General features: G+C 59.7%; 15 protein-coding genes and 1 pseudogene. 6 read left to right on the forward strand and 10 right to left on the reverse strand.

Annotated elements, in window-relative coordinates; genetic code table 11:
* Positions 1-9: 9 nt before the first annotated feature.
* The 3 genes from H1204_RS12620 to H1204_RS12630 all read right to left on the reverse strand — a co-directional run bounded on the left by H1204_RS12620 (position 10) and on the right by H1204_RS12630 (position 2,924).
* A complete protein-coding gene (locus H1204_RS12620; RefSeq protein ID WP_180728570.1) occupies positions 10-894 on the reverse strand; it encodes a Kdo hydroxylase family protein in 885 nt (294 codons plus the stop codon).
* 193 nt (positions 895-1,087) lie between these two features.
* Positions 1,088-2,089, reverse strand: a complete 1,002-nt coding sequence (gene waaC, locus H1204_RS12625; protein ID WP_180730949.1) for a lipopolysaccharide heptosyltransferase I — start codon at positions 2,087-2,089, stop codon at positions 1,088-1,090.
* A gap of 529 nt (positions 2,090-2,618) precedes the next feature.
* Positions 2,619-2,924 (reverse strand): hypothetical protein, encoded by a 306-nt coding sequence (locus tag H1204_RS12630; protein WP_007588921.1) that lies wholly within the window; start codon positions 2,922-2,924, stop codon positions 2,619-2,621.
* 654 nt (positions 2,925-3,578) lie between these two features.
* On the opposite strand from H1204_RS12630, the gene H1204_RS12635 reads away from it, so the two are divergent.
* Both H1204_RS12635 and H1204_RS12640 read left to right on the forward strand, forming a co-directional pair.
* Complete coding sequence (locus H1204_RS12635) at positions 3,579-3,980, forward strand: nuclear transport factor 2 family protein (protein ID WP_180728571.1); 402 nt, start codon at positions 3,579-3,581, stop codon at positions 3,978-3,980.
* Between the two features lie 378 nt (positions 3,981-4,358).
* The gene (locus H1204_RS12640) at positions 4,359-4,730 is read left to right on the forward strand and encodes a BON domain-containing protein (protein WP_180728572.1); all 372 of its coding nucleotides are present in this window, start codon (positions 4,359-4,361) and stop codon (positions 4,728-4,730) included.
* A 14-nt stretch (positions 4,731-4,744) separates the two neighbouring features.
* Here H1204_RS12640 and H1204_RS12645 read toward each other — a convergent pair whose 3' ends face one another.
* The 4 genes from H1204_RS12645 to H1204_RS12660 form a co-directional block, all read right to left on the reverse strand.
* Positions 4,745-5,281, reverse strand: a complete 537-nt coding sequence (locus H1204_RS12645; RefSeq protein WP_180728573.1) for a hypothetical protein — start codon at positions 5,279-5,281, stop codon at positions 4,745-4,747.
* A complete protein-coding gene (locus tag H1204_RS12650) occupies positions 5,274-6,218 on the reverse strand; it encodes a medium chain dehydrogenase/reductase family protein (RefSeq protein WP_243468488.1) in 945 nt (314 codons plus the stop codon). Before H1204_RS12650 ends, H1204_RS12645 begins: the two co-directional genes overlap by 8 nt.
* 645 nt (positions 6,219-6,863) lie before the next feature.
* Complete coding sequence (locus H1204_RS12655) at positions 6,864-8,225, reverse strand: aromatic acid/H+ symport family MFS transporter (RefSeq protein WP_180728575.1); 1,362 nt, start codon at positions 8,223-8,225, stop codon at positions 6,864-6,866.
* A gap of 144 nt (positions 8,226-8,369) precedes the next feature.
* On the reverse strand, positions 8,370-9,233 hold the full coding sequence (locus H1204_RS12660; protein WP_180728576.1) for a VOC family protein: 864 nt from the start codon (positions 9,231-9,233) through the stop codon (positions 8,370-8,372).
* A gap of 384 nt (positions 9,234-9,617) precedes the next feature.
* On the opposite strand from H1204_RS12660, the gene H1204_RS12665 reads away from it, so the two are divergent.
* Positions 9,618-10,094, forward strand: a complete 477-nt coding sequence (locus tag H1204_RS12665) for a pyridoxamine 5'-phosphate oxidase family protein (RefSeq protein WP_180728577.1) — start codon at positions 9,618-9,620, stop codon at positions 10,092-10,094.
* 84 nt (positions 10,095-10,178) lie between these two features.
* Complete coding sequence (locus H1204_RS12670) at positions 10,179-10,544, forward strand: hypothetical protein (RefSeq protein ID WP_180728578.1); 366 nt, start codon at positions 10,179-10,181, stop codon at positions 10,542-10,544.
* Positions 10,545-10,609: 65 nt separating this feature from the next.
* Here the strand turns inward: H1204_RS12670 and H1204_RS12675 are convergent, their stop codons facing one another.
* From H1204_RS12675 to H1204_RS12685, 3 genes are all read right to left on the reverse strand, one after another.
* Positions 10,610-10,780, reverse strand: a complete 171-nt coding sequence (locus H1204_RS12675) for a hypothetical protein (RefSeq protein ID WP_180727978.1) — start codon at positions 10,778-10,780, stop codon at positions 10,610-10,612.
* A 564-nt stretch (positions 10,781-11,344) separates the two neighbouring features.
* A complete protein-coding gene (locus tag H1204_RS12680; RefSeq protein ID WP_180728579.1) occupies positions 11,345-12,508 on the reverse strand; it encodes a DUF4382 domain-containing protein in 1,164 nt (387 codons plus the stop codon).
* A 1,860-nt stretch (positions 12,509-14,368) separates the two neighbouring features.
* Entirely contained in the window at positions 14,369-14,737 is a 369-nt protein-coding gene (locus tag H1204_RS12685; RefSeq protein WP_180728580.1) for a hypothetical protein, read from the reverse strand.
* Between the two features lie 551 nt (positions 14,738-15,288).
* Here H1204_RS12685 and H1204_RS12690 point away from each other — a divergent pair.
* Together H1204_RS12690 and H1204_RS12695 are read left to right on the forward strand one after the other, a co-directional pair.
* Complete coding sequence (locus H1204_RS12690; protein WP_180728581.1) at positions 15,289-16,005, forward strand: hypothetical protein; 717 nt, start codon at positions 15,289-15,291, stop codon at positions 16,003-16,005.
* Between the two features lie 249 nt (positions 16,006-16,254).
* Positions 16,255-16,612 (forward strand): annotated as a pseudogene (locus H1204_RS12695) (transposase); the annotation flags it as partial.
* Between the last annotated feature and the right edge of the window lie 207 nt (positions 16,613-16,819).

Below are 16,819 nucleotides of genomic sequence, written 5' to 3' on the forward strand. Positions count from 1 at the left end.
GCGCGCCGCTCAAACCAGCGCCCTGCCCTTCAGGCGTTCGAGAATGCCAAGCGGCGCGCACTCCGGCTGCGCCATCGACTTGACGGGCAGGAAGAACGTCTGCTCCATCATGAACTGGCCGGACATCACCGCATGCGACGTCTGATCCGAGAAGCACACCCACACGCAGCCGGGCGGGAACGGCATCGTCACTTGCGGCGACGCCTTCTGGTAGTCGAGATCGGCCTTCATGCCGTCGTGCAGGTTCAGCATCAGATGGTCGTACTCGCTGCGCGGCGACTTGGTCACGTGCAGCAGATTCAGCAGCCATGCCGAGCCGGGCATCTGCGGCTTGATACGCGGCAGGAAGCGCTTCGCCATATCCTCGAATGGCTCGCCGACGCGCCACACACGCGGCGCACCGTTCGGATTGATATTCGTGAACACCCGCAGGATGCGCTCGCCATAGTTGGGACGCGACGGGAATGCGTCGACGTGCAGGCGGCTATCGTCCTTGCGCCACGACGTCTCGCGCGTCTCCACCTGATGCAGCCGCAAGCTGGTCGGCGCGACGCGCAGCTTGCCCTTGTACTCGGGAAACAGCCCGTCGACGAGCGATCGCGCATTCGATTGATAGCGCGCAATCAGCGCGCGCACGGCCGACTGCGTGACGGCATCGCCCAGCACGCCATGCAGCGCGCCGCCGTTCGGCTCGAGACTGATGTTCTTGCGGTTCGGATCGGCCAGCGCGGGATTGAGCAGCGCGCGTTCGCCGCCCTCGATCGCAAAAGCGAGATTCGGGAAATACAGCACCTTGCCGCGCTCGACGCCCGCGAGCAGCGTCTCGCGCGGCATCGACAAACCCTGGCCGTGCCAGTCGGCGCTCGGTACTTCGATGATCTGGGATTCGTTCATGATCGCCTCTCGAAAGCGGATAAAGCTGGGCGCACTTTGCGGCCGACGGTGACTAACGTTCCATGAAGGCCGCCACCGGGCATCCGGCATCGTCCTGATTATGGGCTTCGGGATGCGTCGACCGGCTGCTGGCGTCGCTCGCGCGGTGGCACCCGGCATCCCTGGATGCCCGCGCCGCCATTGCCGCACCGCGTCACAGCAGGCCGAATTCCGCCAGCGCGGACTTTACCTGCTGCAGCGTCGGCGGCTGGCCAGCCGTGCCGAGATTCACGACGTTCGGCGACCAGTAGCCGCCCGTGCGCCATGAAGTGGCGAAATTGTACAACTCGACCGTCGGGCGCTTCAGCGCGGCCGCGATATGAACCAGACCTGTATCAACTCCGACCGTCGCCGCCGCTCCCTCGATCAGGCCGACCACGGCGGGCAGCGACAGCTTCGGCGGCACGATTGCGGCTGCGCCGAACTCTTTGGCAAGCCGCTCGCTCGTCGCACGCTCGGCGTCGCTGCCCCACGGCAGCACGATCGACGCGCCTCGCCGCACGAGCGACTGGCCCAGTTCGATCCACGCGGCATCGGGCCATTGCTTGTCCGCGCGAGACGTGGCGTGAACGAAAACCACGTAAGGCACGGGAAGATTCAGTTGCGCTTCGGACAACGCGAGCGCCGCGCGCTGCGTGTCGAGGCCGAAGTCGATCTCGTCAGTGGGCTGCGGTGTTGGGTCGCCGAGTGCTGCCGCGACCAGTTGCCGCGTGCGCTCGACCACATGCGTGCGCGGCGGGATGGGCACAGACCGGTCGTAGAAGAAGCGCACGGGCCATTCGTAGCCCGCGCCGTCCGTGCGGTTACCGAGACCGACGAGCGGCCCACGCGCCATCTTCGCGACCCACGCGGTCTTGATGAGCCCCTGGCAGTCGATCACGAGATCGTAGTTTTCGGCGGCTAGCGCGCGGCGGAATGCGCTGATTTCACGCCAGTTGTCGACGGAGAGGATGCGCTTACGCCAGCGCCGCAGCGACACGGGAATCGCGCGCCGGACGCCTTCGACCAGTTCGACCAGTTTGACGAAGGTCTCTTCGACGAGCCAGTCGATCTGCGCATCGGGATGGCGGCGGCGGATGTCGGCGATGGCCGGCATGTTGTGGACGACGTCGCCTAGCGACGACACTCTCACGATCAGGATCTTTTGCGCGCTCAAGAATGGGTTGCCGGGCTGTCCCGGCGTGAAGATGCGTTTGAAGGAACGCAATTCTAGCGCGCTCTCCGGGGACGCGCGGATTCTGGGTTTTTTGGGTTTTTTGTGTTTTTGAATTTGCGACGCTGAATTGGTCGGCGGCCCCGCACAGGGGCGTAGGGCGCCAGAGTATATGGACCGTCGCCGCGGCCATGTGACCGAGCGACATAGTTGGTGCGCCTGGCGTACTGCTGCGAACCACCCTTTACACGCGTGACATGGTGAATATGAAACGCTGTGACTGCCCGGAAGCACACGAGTGGAGCTGACGGGCTATAAGAAGGTCGCGGTCCACCGGTCGAACTCCAGGCGAGTCGTAAGCTGTCGCAAAGTAGCAGCGTTGAGCGTCCGTGACCGGACCCTTCTCCGCTGCTCGCGCTTCCTGGCGCAGAACTGCAGCTTTCTGAGGTCAAGCGGTCATCTGAGTGGGTCGACCGAAGTAAGCGGCAGCACGGCATGCTGTTAGCGTCGCTCACACGCCGTGCCGCACTCCCTATTTCCACTTCGAGCCAAGCGTTTCGAGTCCAGCTTTCTTGAGGTCATCTGCCACCATCACCACGCGAAATTCGCAGTCGGCATTGAATGTAAGAAACCATGGTTCCGCGAATTTTGGAATCTGCGACGGCTCCTCAAGGTTCACGACGAGGATTGCTCCGCGTGTTCCGTTCTGCTCGGTAAAGTAGGCGGCTTCCGGCTTCATCTCTGCGAGAATCCTCTCCATTAGCTCACCGATGGAGCCATCACGCACAAAAGCGTTGAATGGCTCGTGAGGTATTCGTATGTTGAGGAGCATGCGCATAGTCTTCCTCCTTGACTGGGTCCGAATGGACTCTTCAAGAATAGGAGTCTGTCGCGTTATTGGCTGTGACTATTCAACAAACCAGCAAAGAGCAATTGGTGGCGTTCACATGCGTTGCTGAGCGTTCCACGCGCCGGCGTTCCCAGGAGCGATGGAAGCGCTCAACCGTAGCTGGCCCAGATGTCATCCGCGTATTGAATGGCCGTTTGCTGAGCGGAGCGGTCATCTGAACGTCCAAGCCGCGCGGCGGACGAATGACGCTTCATGGGCCGACTGCTGTCCGACGCGGTCGGCAGAACCAGACCCTCTTCTGTAGCTCGGCACTTGTCCGGCCCGCTGTCCCTTCCTGAAGTAGGGTCGACGTTGCGGGCTGGCCGAAGGCCAGACCTACCAGCCGCGAAGGCCGTTCGCCAAATCCTAAGCTAGCGCATTCGGCCGCCAAAGTCCGTGCCAACCGAAAAGGGGCACGCGACGCTCTCTGAGCGACGCGTAGACCTGTATACGCCGTATGCGGCGGACCCTCTGGCAGGCTGTCTTGCTGTTTGACGAGACGAGCGTACGGCTTGCAGAGTCTCGACTAAGATTATTTGATGATGCTCTTGATTCCGCAGCGATAAAGGGAAGGTATCGATTCCGCTATGAGGGGAGGCGCAAATGAATGAGCGACAAAATATTCAGTTGGTGCAGCAAGCATACGATGCTTTCAGCAAAGCCGACATCGAGGGCGTCCTGAAAACCCTCGCCGAAAATGTCGACTGGTTCATACCTGGACCTGAGATCATCCCGTTCGCCGGGCGAAGGCACGGTCCTCAGGAGGTCGCGGAATTCTTCAGTACGCTTGCTGCGACCCAGACTGCCGAACGATTCGAGCCCGTCGATTTTATTGCCAGCGAGGACAAGGTTGTCGTCCTTGGCGTGCAGCGCTGGCGCGTGAATTCGACTGGCATGACGTATGAAGATGAGTGGGCTCACGTATTCACAATCGAGAACGGAAAAATCACGAAATTCAAGGAATACCATGACACCGAGGCTGAAGCGGCGGCTCATCGACAATAGAAACACTGGCGTACCTGTAATTAAGGCCTGACAACGGCACAACGGCGTTCGGCTAGCAGACCCAAAAAGGGGCGGCGACGTGGTTCTCGACTCCCGTACAGCGGCGATAAGCGCGGGCGAGATCAGGTACTGTTGCAGGATTCTTCCAACAGCCAGCAAGTATTCGATTACCCGCTGCTAGTTCGACAGTGCCCTTCGGCGCGTCGATCCAACGACTTGGCGCGCCGAATCTGACCATCGACAGCGCTACCGTCAGCGCGCTCTCTCGCAGCCTGAATAACGGCACGTCCGTCGAAGCCGAAGCCGAAGCCAATGGCGAGGGTATAGTGCTGTGGTCCCGCCGGTATCGTCGCGAATCGTGACAACGGGAGAAATTGTATGAAGGCAATTCAGGCTATCAAGATCACGGGCGGCGCGCTCGTCGTTGTCGCATCGCTGAACGTGCACGCACAGGCGAGCGATGCAGCTGTCGAATCGGGCGCCATCGCGGCATCAAGCACCAAGGAGCAGTCCAAGGCGACCAAGGCTGCCGATCGAGCGTTGCAAAAAAAGGTGCGCGGCGCTCTGGCGAATGCGAAGGGCATTACCGTCGCCAACATCACAGTCCGTGCGCGCGGCGGCGCAGTCGTGCTGCAAGGCTCGGTGCCGGAGCCAGGCCAAATCGAGCATGCTACTGAGGTCGCAAAGAGCGTGGAAGGTGTGACCTCCGTGAAGAACGCACTGACGATCCGCCCGGAAGGAGGTATGTAACCCATTCAGCAGGACTACGCCCGCACTCGACCTGAAGTGTGCGGAAGTCCGCGTCCGCGCCACAAGAAAAACCGGGTCAGCAAGGGGGAAACGTCATCCGGCCCCGCCTTTGCGTATGGCAACAGGCGGTAAGCGGCTGCCATGAACTGCTCGATCTGCGGAATCTGCTGTGGGGTAAAGCCGACGCCAGAACGTCCGACCGACGAGGTATGTGAACAGCGGGTTGTGGCCGACTGCTGTCCGACGCGGCCGGCAAAAACCGACCCTCTCCGGTCCTTGGCAGTATCAAGAGGCAAATGGCAGCTTCCGAGTGTACAGCGGCCGTCGCTATTACTGGTTCGGCCGACGAGACTTCGGTTATCCATGCCTTCCGCACCGCCTCCGAAGTAGTCGACGAAACCGGAGTTCGTGTTGTCTCGAGTCATCCAAAGAACCATCACTGGCTCTCGCTTCCGATGCAGCTCCAGTTCAGCATCATCGGAGGCGTCAAGTGCTGCCAGACGCCGCGTACCGTTCTTATACCGCTCCGGAGTCAGAAGCGGATCATCCATTGCACACGAGCACGATCTTGCCTGTCACGCCCCCGTCGCCGAGCAGCTCCTGCGCGCGTCGCGCCTCTGCAAGGGGAATGAGCTGCGCGACTAGTGGCACGATTTTCCTCTGTTGCAGAAGACCAAGCAAGGCAATCAAATCCTGTCGAAACAATGCGGGGTTCAGCCGTTTGAGCCACTGGATGCTGTAGGGGATCACCCGTTTCCTGCCCGGCAAAAGCCAGCTGCCGGCAATGTACCACCCAAAAATGGCGATTGCACGTAAGCGATGACGACCACCTTGACGACCTGAAGCTAATCTACCTCCGCGTAGAGAAGAGGTTAAGCCATATGCGACTACTGTCCCGCCAGGACGGAGAACCTTGCGGGATCGCCAAATGTGCGTACCACCGATCCCTTCAAAGACGACGTCTACGCCGTCCCTTGTGAGCCGCTGAATTTCTTTGACGAAGTCGAACTGCTGGTAATCAATCGGGATACCGCCCAGCTCTGAAACGGCCGAGGCCCCACGCAATGAACAGGTACCGTACATCTCCAGCCCGGCGAGGCGTCCAAGTTGCAATAGCGCCGTGCCGACCCCGCCGGCAGCGCCGTGGATCAATACGCGCTGGCCCGGTTTGACCTTTGCAGAATGATGGAGCATCTGGTACGCCGTCACATAGTTCAGCACGAGGCTAACAGCCTCGGCAGCATCTAACCCGGCGGGCACCGGAACCAGTTCATCTTGCGGCAGGCACACGTACTGCGCGTACGCGCCACTGATCGGCAACGCGGCGATCATCTGGCCAGGTTCGATTCCCGAGACGCCGCGGCCGAGCCGGTCCACCACGCCAACCAGATCCCACCCGGGCGTGAAAGGCAGCCGAGGCGTTTCAGGGTGGATGCCTTCGCGCATCATCAGGTCGGGCAAGCTGACACCTGCATCCAGCACTTGCACCCGCACCTCGCCATCCCCCGGCTCGGGGCACTCCTCCTCAACTACCCTGAGTGCGTCGGGACCACCGTAGTGAGTCACTACGATACGTGTGTGTCTCACAAGCACATTCCCCCGCTTGCCGAGTGCCCGGTCCCGCGAACGCGAGCAAGATGTCAAGGCAAGTCAGCGACATTCCGAATTCAAAGTACCCGCCTCCCTTCGCGCCACTTTGATGCAGATCATCTTTTCAAAAGAACAGCGTTGCAGCCGTCTTGCCGCCCGCATCTTGCTAGCCGCGGCCCATGAGGTATCGGCCGCCCTGGGCCCGGCGACGCTTACTTCATCGTTGGTGGCGAGATTCTGGGGGCCGCTGCTTGCGCGCTGATCAGTCATCCGAATGTTCGCGCGAATGCGCGGACCAACCGTGGCAAATGGCCGGGCTCTGCCTCATGCAAGCGGACATACGCGGGCTGAATCTCGCAAAGCCGCAACCGGGGAACACGCCAAGTTGCCGCCCTTCCACTGGACACGCGTCAACCTCTGAATGCCATCCCGGAGCGATCGGTCGGCGTGCCGGCGCCATTAGCGTACGGTGCCGCTGGACGAAATGCCGGAGAAGGTACCTTCGACGAAAGTGCGATGCATGGATTCGGCGCTGACAGTCGTCTAAGGCTTGACTGAACCCGGGAGTGTTCGAGCAACCTCAGACGACCTGAGCGCGGCCTCGTGGCGCCCCATGCCAAACATGCTGAGTGCGGCGACGAAGGTGGGTATCGCAACCAGCACGAACATGATGGGCAGGCCCAGATGCATGGCTAGCAGCACTCCGCCAATCATCGAGCCCACGATCGAACCCACCCGGCCAATGCCTAGCGCCCAGCTCACGCCGGAGGCGCGACTGGAGGTTGGATAGTAGGCCGCCGCCAGCGCATTGGCGCCAGTCTGCGAGCCTCCGGTTCCAAGACCAGCCCCAAAGACTGCGAACACCAGCATCGGCAACGACGAAGCGATGCCGATGAGCAGGACAAACACGGTGGCAACAAGGTAGAAGCTTGCGAGTATCAGACAGGGATTGTGCCTGTCCATCAGGCGGCCGATCAGCACGGCGCCGACCGTGCTGCCCAAGGGCAGCGCTGCGGCGATCAGCGCAGTCATATCCAGAGGGACGCCTGTGTTGTTAATGACCGTGGGCAGCCAGCTGGTGAGCAGGTAGTACACCAGCAGACTCATGAAGAAGGTGAGCCAGAGGCAGACGGTGCCGACCATCACGCCGCTGCCGAAAAGGTTGCGGACGGGAGAACCCGTGACCTTGTTCTCGGGGACTGTGAACACCGTATGGTCGAGCACTTCCTGTGGCGCTATGCGCCGGAGCGTGCGGGCCACCTGCGCCTGCATCCTGCCGGACAGTGCCAGGTACCGGACAGACTCGGGCAGCAGCCATACCAGAACCGGCACCAGTACCAATGGCATGGCCCCGCCGAATAACAGCACGCCCTGCCAGCCATTCAGGGGAATGATCCGCGAGGCGACCACGCCCCCCAATGACCCGCCTAACGTAAAGCCGCAGAACATGCCCGTCACCAACAACGAGCGCTGTTTCTCGGGACCGAATTCGGATGTGATTGTGATGGCCGTCGGCATGGCTCCGCCAAGACCGAGGCCGGTCAGGAATCGCAATAGTATGAGTTCGCGCAGAGAAGTCGCGTAGGCGGACCACAGGCACATGACACCGAAAAACGCGACTGAAAGGCAGAGTATGGGCTTGCGCCCAAACCTGTCGGCAAGCGGTCCGAACAGGAGCGCGCCTACCATCAGACCAAACAGGCCGCCGCCGAACACAGGCGCCAACTGAAGCGCGTTCAATGCCCATTGCTTCCTGATGGCAGGTGCAATGAATCCGGCGCTTGCCGTATCGAAACCATCAAACGCGACTGTCAGGAAACACAGCGCGACGATCAGCAGCTGATACGTCGACAGCCTGTGCGAATTGATGAAGTCCTGAACGTCGACCGTTCTGATTGTTGCCATGGCGTTCTCCCTGTAGCCGCTAAACCCAGGCCGTCTCTTTGACAAGGGTGCTGGCAGGAAGCTTGTCCCGCGAGGTCTCCTGGCTCCGCCTCCGGTAGCCTTGGAGGTTGCTCTCGCGCGATCAGCGATGGACCTGATCGCGCGTCAGGATTGAAACTCTGGAATGTCGGGTTTGGCGCCCCACATGCAAAAGCCGGTGGAATCGAACGGGAACCGGCGGGGACAGTAACTCGCTTCCTCGTCCGGCCTGATCAGACGAACGCCTGTCGAGTATTCATAAGTCATTCCATCAGGCCCCTCGAAGTAGAGAAAGATGGCGCCCGACGTCGGATGCCGCCCTGGCCCGAACCGAATGGGTATGCCCTGTTCACGCAGGGTGTACCAGGCGCGCATGAGGTCGTCGATGCTTGCAACCTGGTGATTGATATGTTGAATGCCGGCGAACGGGGACGGAAAGAGAGCGATCCGGTGATGTACCTCGTCGATTCTCAGCAGCGGTGCAGGTCCGATCCAGTCGCTCACGCGCGCATTGCACAGTTTCGTCCAGAAGATCTCGTCACGTCCGGGATCACTGGTGCGCAGGCCGACGTGGCTGAAGCCGGTGATTCCGGCGTCGCGCGACGGAAAATAGCGACGGCCGCTATGCAGGGCGCCGAACACCAATTCGATCTGGTTGCCCGATGGATCCTTGAAACTGATGAAGGCGTGTACGCGACGTTGATCGCACTCGTCTCGACTGCCGGCGTGTACGCGGAAGCTATTCTGCTCTAACACCGCGCCCGCCTGTTCGAGCGCCTCGTTCGTGACGACATCGAATGCAATCGTCTGGTCATTCGGATCGCCCTCGAAGTAGACCAGCGTGTGATCGCGCTCATCCGAGCGCAGGTAGGCCCACCCACCCTCGCGGCGCACCAGCTGTAATCCAAGGATATTGGCGGCATACTTCGCCGCGGCGTCGATGTCACGTGTACCGAGCCGAACATACCGGAGTTCGTGCAAATTGATCATGAACGGGACCCTGCGGTTTGCCTATCTCCAAGGATAGGCGGCATCCCCCCGTGCGTGCCCAATTTTCGTGGCTGCTCGCCTTGGGCCTGCTAAGGCGGACGAGACGTTCGGGCGTCCGCCCCGGCACACCGGCCAATGCCTCAAGTTGGCCGAAGCCCGCCCGATGGCTCATTTGTGCAGCCGAGTTGGATGGCGTGCCGCATCCTTGACGCGTTGTCTCCAGCCACCCGGCGCAGACGACAGATGCGCAGATCCAGCGAAGCGTGCCCGTCATTCATGTGCGCCGCGTATCTCCAGGTCACTCCTCGTCAACGGTTGATTTGTATCAATCGCCGGATGACCCGACGGTACACGATAGGAATTTCACGAACCGGAGGGTGAGCCATGAACGAAGAGATCAAGGAAAAGATCCTGTCATTGCTGGAGCAGCACCGGATCATGACGATCGCCACGCTAAGGCCAGACGGCTGGCCGCAGGCGACGACCGTCGGGTACGTGAGCGAGGGATTGACGCTCTATTTCCTCTGCAGCCAGGAAAGCCAGAAGGCGGCCAATCTGGCCCGCGACGACCGGGTTTCCCTGACAATCGACCACGACACGTCAGATCTGATGGCCATCACTGGTCTGTCAATGGCAGTGCGAGCACAACTCGTGACCGATCCTGCCGAAGCCGAGAAGGTCATGCGCATGCTTCCACTGAAGTATCCGGACATGCATGCGCTGTCGATGCCAATGCCGTCTCCTGACGAAGTTCGGATTTTTCGTGTGACTCCGACAGTCATCTCGGTGCTCGATTATTCGCAAGGCTTCGGCCACAGGGATCTTTGCACTTGCGGGTCTCCCTCGGTATCACAAAAGTAAAGCTCCATGACCCGGTGCAGACATGGCAAGCCCAGGTGGGCAACCTGCGCTGAAGCTGGCTGCCTTTACGCATCGATTGTTTTTGTGATCGGCTTCGCCCTTGGAACGATTCGCGTACTGCTGCTTGTGCCGTGCCTGGGCGAGACGGCCGCCGTATCGCTCGAAGCGCCATTCATGCTTGCCGCGAGTTGGAACTTGTCACGCTGGAGCGCGAAAAGACACGACGTGCTGACAGATACCGCCGACGCGTTGCTGATGGGCGCAATCGCCCTGACCGTATTGATGCTTGCGGAATTGGGCACTGCCGTACTCCTGTTCAAAAGGACGGTGCTCGAATACTTTTTCGGCTTTGGGTCTGTGCATGGCGCGATCGGCCTCGCGGGCCAACTTTGCTTTGCAAGCTTTCCATTTCTGCAGGCGTCTGGCAACCGGATCGCATCCAGCAGGTGAGCGCGACGGCAACCGGCGTGGCTTTCGAATCATCTCGCCGGCAACGGCTGGCTTGGCGCAAAGCGCTACAGCCAGCGCCGCACATGGGCGCGGTAGCAGCTATAGACATCGCCGAACTTGCGCTCAACGAATGGCAAAGGCACGAGCCGACTGGGGGCGAGCCCGGCAAGCACCACAACCGCCCACGCAATCGGCGGCCGGATGATAACGTTCGCGATATCGGTCGTATTAGCCATGGCAGGACTCGGTCATAGCAAACATAGCCTCGACGCATCTGTCGATGCCGGGGCCATTGCCAACAGGATGACGGGCCGGCGTACGACTGCTTTCCCTGTGCCGCGAAAGGCGCTCTCGACCCGTCCGAGACAGATGACCTGCGAGCGCTGCACATCCGCTTTCGATATCGGAACATTCAACCCGTCGCGCTTTTGAGCCGTTCATGGGCCGCTCATGCAAACGGGATTGCGCGACCCGATACGGAAAAAATTACTCTTCGTTACAAAGGCAACCGGTCGGCGCTTGCACCGCCTTATACAAAGGTTCGAACAGGAAGGGGCGCCCTCGACGCTTCGCGCGCAGCCGAAACTCCTTGGCAGTTGCCCTTCTTGGCCTGCCCCGGCGGACTGAACCCATTGCCAGGGTCGCCTTGCGGCTGCACGGCCACGCCGTGTTCGGCCGGTACGTACCCGGCACATCCGGCCAGCGTGCGAGCGGGGAAAGGCCAAAGCAAGGATGACTTTTTTCGTGATCATCCCGGCAAAGAGGGGGCGTAGCCGCCCCTCCGTCCGTACTGCACTCTGTTAGAAACTGAAGTTCACGTTGGTCTTGCTTCCGCCCGTAATGTTAACGGCGGTCGATTGCGTGGCGCCTGAGGCCGCATCGGCTTCGATCGTGTATTGGCCTGCCGTCGCCGGGCTCAGGGCGACGGGTAGTGTGCCGTTATAGGCGCCCACCATCGGTGCCGCGACGGGTAGGCTCGTCGTATAGCTGCCCGTATCGAGGTTCGCATTCGCTGATGCGATCTCGTACGTGCCCGCCGGCGTGGTCTGAAGCGCACGCAGGCTTGCATCCGCCGACGCCGTCACGGTGCCGCTCACTATATTCATCGCTGAGACGGGAAGCGTGATCGGCTGGCCCGCCATTGACACGTGCGTCGTAGTGCCAACCACGACAGGCACCGACGTAATGATCCCCGTCGTCTCGTTGGGTTGCACGACCACGATGTCGTAAGTGCCGTTGATCGAACTTTGGAGCAGCGTCGAGAACACGAAGTGGCCTGTGTTGTCCGCCACCGTGCCGCTCACCACCTTGCCGTTCTGCTCGGCATACACAGTAGCGCCCGCTTCGGCCGCTGCGACGTAGCCGTCAATCATGCCGGCGACGGTCGTCGGCGTGGCGGTGATCACAGGCTTCAGCGCGTAGGAGCCGTTGCCCTTCTGGACAACCGACTTGCAAGCGTTGAAGTCGAGCACGAGATCGACCGTAGAGTTTGCGGACACGTCAAATGGGCGAATGATCTTGAGACCGCTTTGGGTCGCACTTGGCGTCGCGAGCGGCTGTTCGTTGGTCGTTCCCGACACGACGACCGAATTGGCCGACGTGTTACCCTGGTTCGGGGCGAGGACAAGCCGCACCTGCTGATACTGGCCCGCGGGCAGCGTCGCCTGGCCGAGCGTCGCCATCGTGCCGTTCGTGAGCGAAAGTAGATCGACCTTCTGCGGGGTAGCGAGCGTGATGTTGGTCCATCCGCTGTCGTTGTCGCCCGCGGTCGAGCTTGCATTGATCCTTACCTGGCTCACCGTTACGTACACATGGTCGAAGCCGCAGGAGGGCGCATCGGTCATCTGGACATTGACAGTGCCGGTGGGGGTACCTCCGTTATTGCTCTCCCCTCCACCGCCGCAGGCCGCGAGAGCGACCGACGCGAACATGGCAACTATGAGTGTTTTTCGCATGCCGTTCATTCAACACCTGATGTTTTGTCTGTGGTGCGCGAAGCATACGTTCGGCGGACTGCAACCCGTTTTGTGACTTTGCAACAATCCGTAACTTCTTCTGCTCGCCGTCGCCTTTTGCATCATGGACTCAAGAATGACCGTTACCAAGCGAGTAACGGCCGCCCGGATGTCTGGGTCATGGCTTGGGCGAACGGCTCTTCCTGGCCGAACTGTGCCCGAGACGGCCAAAGGCCTGAGTCCAAGCTACGCAACGTGCAGGGGACCGTAGCCGACCCACTCCGGTCAGATAACTTTCTTCAAACCGGTCAGTCAGCCAAATTCATGGTTTGCGAACCGGAATGCCAATAAGCGGCCGTTGGCGACCTCACCCAATCGGCCAGGAAGAGACGATGGAACTGTCGCGCCGAAGGACCGAAATCGGTATCGAAGCGAACATTCGTGTTCGCACAAATGTGGCATATTTGCGGCATCGGCCAGAATCAGTCGCTCGATTGCGGCACCAAAAATCTTTAAGTTGCGCTGGGCCGAACTCCAATTGCGAAAAATTAGCCATTGTCGGGGCAACGGGGAAATGGACCGCAAATATGTTCTGGTTGGATTCGTATTGACGTTTCTCGCAGGCTTCGGGATTGGGCACCATCGGACGGTCGCTCGGGAGACGGCGTCCCGAACGCTAAGGGCGATGCCTGCTGTCCCCGTCTGGAGAAATCCTCAATGTGTGACGGCGAATATTAAAGAAGAACAATATTTTGAAATCGCCGCCTCGACTCTGGAACATGTAACACCGAACTCGCCCGATTGGCTCGCCGGGGGAGCCGAACACGCGCTCAGTGACGACCTGTATCGTGGGAGTCCTGGGCAGCCTAGAACGAGGGTGTGTACTCCAGCAGGGATTTATAACCGTGTTGCCGCGGCGTTCGCGGGAAGCGCCCTCAACTACAGATTTGACCGCCATGAGTTGAGGCTAGCCTCCCATTTGCAACCTCCGCCCGCTAAAGTCGTCGATGCCGTGGCGCGAGTAGCGTTTTTTCCACGGCCGTTAATCGACGACGATAGCGGTGGACAAATCGACGGCGATATTCGGCCATATGCAATGACCGTTCTGGCAGGCTTTGGACACGAATCGGCACGATATGCAGCTGAAGCTTTTGAACAGATTTCCAGCGAGAACTCGCTTGGCACTGGCGCGGCGCAAGTCGCAGCGTCCAGTGGACAGCCGGGTGCACTCTCGCGGATAGAGTCTCTTATGAATCAACTTCTTGCCACGGTCCCGGACGACAAACCGATACCACTAGCGACTCGCGACCGACTTTATGAGCTGTCTTGGGCAATCGCTTTTTCAGGTGAATCTGCAAAAGACCACGTAGCTCCGGTTATTAGGCTTATGGGGAGGCACGTGCAAAGTGGTGCGCCGCCGTTCGGAGTGGTTAGTCTTCATCCGAAGAGGATGTGCGAAGTTATGTCCAAAATCTATGACAACAGCGAGCGTGTGAATCGCGAGTTCTCGTACTGCGCGGACGACGCTCCATTGGAGTCGTATCCCCAAGGGGCATTCGCTTTCGCACCGGCGCACAGCAGTGAGACACGATGAGTGGCGCTTGGCTTGTTGGCGGTCACCCCCTGACGCGTGCGTCCGCTGACGTCTAGGTAGCGGACGTTAGAAACCTCTCGTGCATTGACCGCTTCGGGTCGGGCTGCGTCTGTCCGCTCTTCAAACTCATCGTTGGAAAGCGGCCAGTGGAATGCAGCTGCCCGGAAGCGGCCAGTCGGCAGCGCGTACTCCCGACCCGCAAGAGACAGTCGTCGCACGATGAAGCGGCCATTCAATACGGCCTGCTGCCCCTAGTTGCTTGCCGGGCAAGGAATCTACCGGAACGTTATGAAGGCAGCATGTATCGCCAGTTCGTACGACTCTTCGCTGAACCCCGGGTTTTCCAATTTGAATGCGATTCGTTCTTCTTCGTATGTCCGCTTGGCCTCTGGATACCGAAAGAATGCTAGCCCTACGGCCTCCGCACCTTTCCACATCCGTGCTACCAAAGTCAAGGCATGCTCATATGCAGGCTGGCTCAATTCGGGCAACACGTCCGACAACTCAAGCGTCGGCGGGCGCTCCGACCGTGGTCCCCAATTACGCTTCCACTTGTTGTAGTAGAAGAACAGGAACACCGCATCTAATAACTGTGCGGAACGTACTTTGCGTATGTACTCTGCCCGTTGCTTTGTCTGGTCCACTCGTTCTCCCGAACCACGGTTTGGAAGCGAACTCTTCGTAATCGAGACTTTCGGTGGTCGATTGTCCGGCATTAGTACTTGGCGTCCATTGACCGCTCCTGGCCGAGGCGGTGTGAAAACGCGCTCTGTCTGAGGCCTTCTTAAAAGTCGACCCTTCAGATCGCCGCGTAACGGGCTGGCGGCGACTCGGGAAGGGTAAAGCGACACTCGAAAACCGAGTACTTTTGTGTTTTCACACGGCCTCGGCCGACCGCTGGCCGACCGCGGTCGGCAGAAGTTGCCCCTTAAAGACATCCGATTAGCCTGAAAGACAGACATACGTTCACGCCGCGTACCGTCCTCAACCCAAAAAAGCCGCCAAAACCCTGAAGTCGTCACTGAGCTTTCATAGCGGTGTTCTACGTGAACCGGGACGAAGAGCGGCGCGCCGGCATCAAATTCACACTTTTGTTTCTCGCGACAAAACGTATTACGATCGCAAGACAACAGTCCTTCGGGCGATGACTTATCGATGATGTGAACGTGACCCAGCCAATATCAATGGAGACAGGATGAACGTCGCTAAGAACGAAGTGCCCTGGAAAAATGCCCAAGATGCCATGGAGTGCAATTTCGCACTGGGGCACCTTATTAGAAACCTGCCGGCACGGCTGAAGATTGACGGTCGCATCCATGCGGAAACCTACATTTCAGCTGTCGGTGCAATCGCCGGCTACGCCGCGCAACGCGCGCTGTTCGCCGAGAGCCCACCTATCGTAGGGAGCAACATCAATCGTGCTACCGTGACGTCCGGTGAACAGTATTGGTTCGGCGATGCTCTGAACCACATGCTGGTGCCCAAAACAGAAGCCGATGGAAATCGCTGTGTTTGGTCATTAGCGGCAGGCGGCGCACTGAGTTCAGGCCTGCAGCCTCAGCAGATCCCAAATCTCGATGCGATGTTTAAACACGTCGCGTCGACAATTGGCGGGGCCAATGAAGGGAAATCTTCAGTTCCCCCTTGGCATCAGGCCCATCTTTCGGCAAGGAACCTTCTGAAAGCGGTCTGGCCTGTAGCCGTCATTTGTTTTTCAGGAAAATTTCCTGGTGCCAGTCATGAGTTCGGCGCGGCTCCCGTGGTGAGATGGTCTGCGATCGCCGCGCAAGCTTCTAGTCGCCCAATTCAAGACGTGAAAAATGTGCTGCCACCCGACGTTGCGTTGACATTGCTAATGGAATCCGCGATCTATTGCAGCAAACTTGACCAGTCGACTATCGAGACAAATTAGAACAGTTCGGGCTCCTGGCTGCCGACAGATTGTCGCGGATCTGTGAGGTGTTGCCAAAGGACCGTTCTTGGCCGCGTCGAGGCAATGCCACCAGCGATTTGCTCGCCGAAGACCGGCCATTTAGCGTGGGCGGACGAGACATTGGATATCCGAATTGGATGGCGGCCTCGACCGACCGGTTGTGGCCGAGTTTGTGTGAAAACGCAATGATTGCCTACACTGAATCAACGCACTGAGCCTAGGTGACTCATGAAGCGATGCGTTGAAGGCGATGATCGCAAGCAGGTCGCACTACTTCCCGAATGCGTCGATGGCTACATCGGCCAGGACAACCCGGTCAGGATCGTAGACGTCTTCGTGGATGAGCTAGACCTCACCACGCTGGGCTTCAACGGTACGACACCCGCAATGACAGGCTGCCCGTCCTACCATCCGGGCGTGATGCTCAAGATCTACATATACGGTTATCTGAATCGGATACCATCGAGTCGGCGACTGGAGCGCGAATGCCAGCGCAATGTCGAGCTGACGTGGCTGACGGGTCGTCTCGCCCCGGACTTCAAAACGCTCGCAGACTTTCGCACGCGACAACGGAGCGGCCATTCGCGATGGCGGCGGTAGTTTCAGGGTGCCGACGAATTCCACCAGTATTCACAGTCGTGCCAGCCACACTACAAAGTGCCAGGGTCATCCGTCAGGTTGTTCGTTTCCCCGGTGTAGCTGTTCATGCGACTCAAAGTGCCGGGCAGCGATGTCAAAGGCCTGGTAGCAAAGCGGCTTTTTCCAAGACCGGACAGCGGACATGGCTGTGCAG

It is taken from the genome of Paraburkholderia sp. PGU19 (genome assembly GCF_013426915.1).
Classification (GTDB): Bacteria; Pseudomonadota; Gammaproteobacteria; order Burkholderiales; family Burkholderiaceae; genus Paraburkholderia.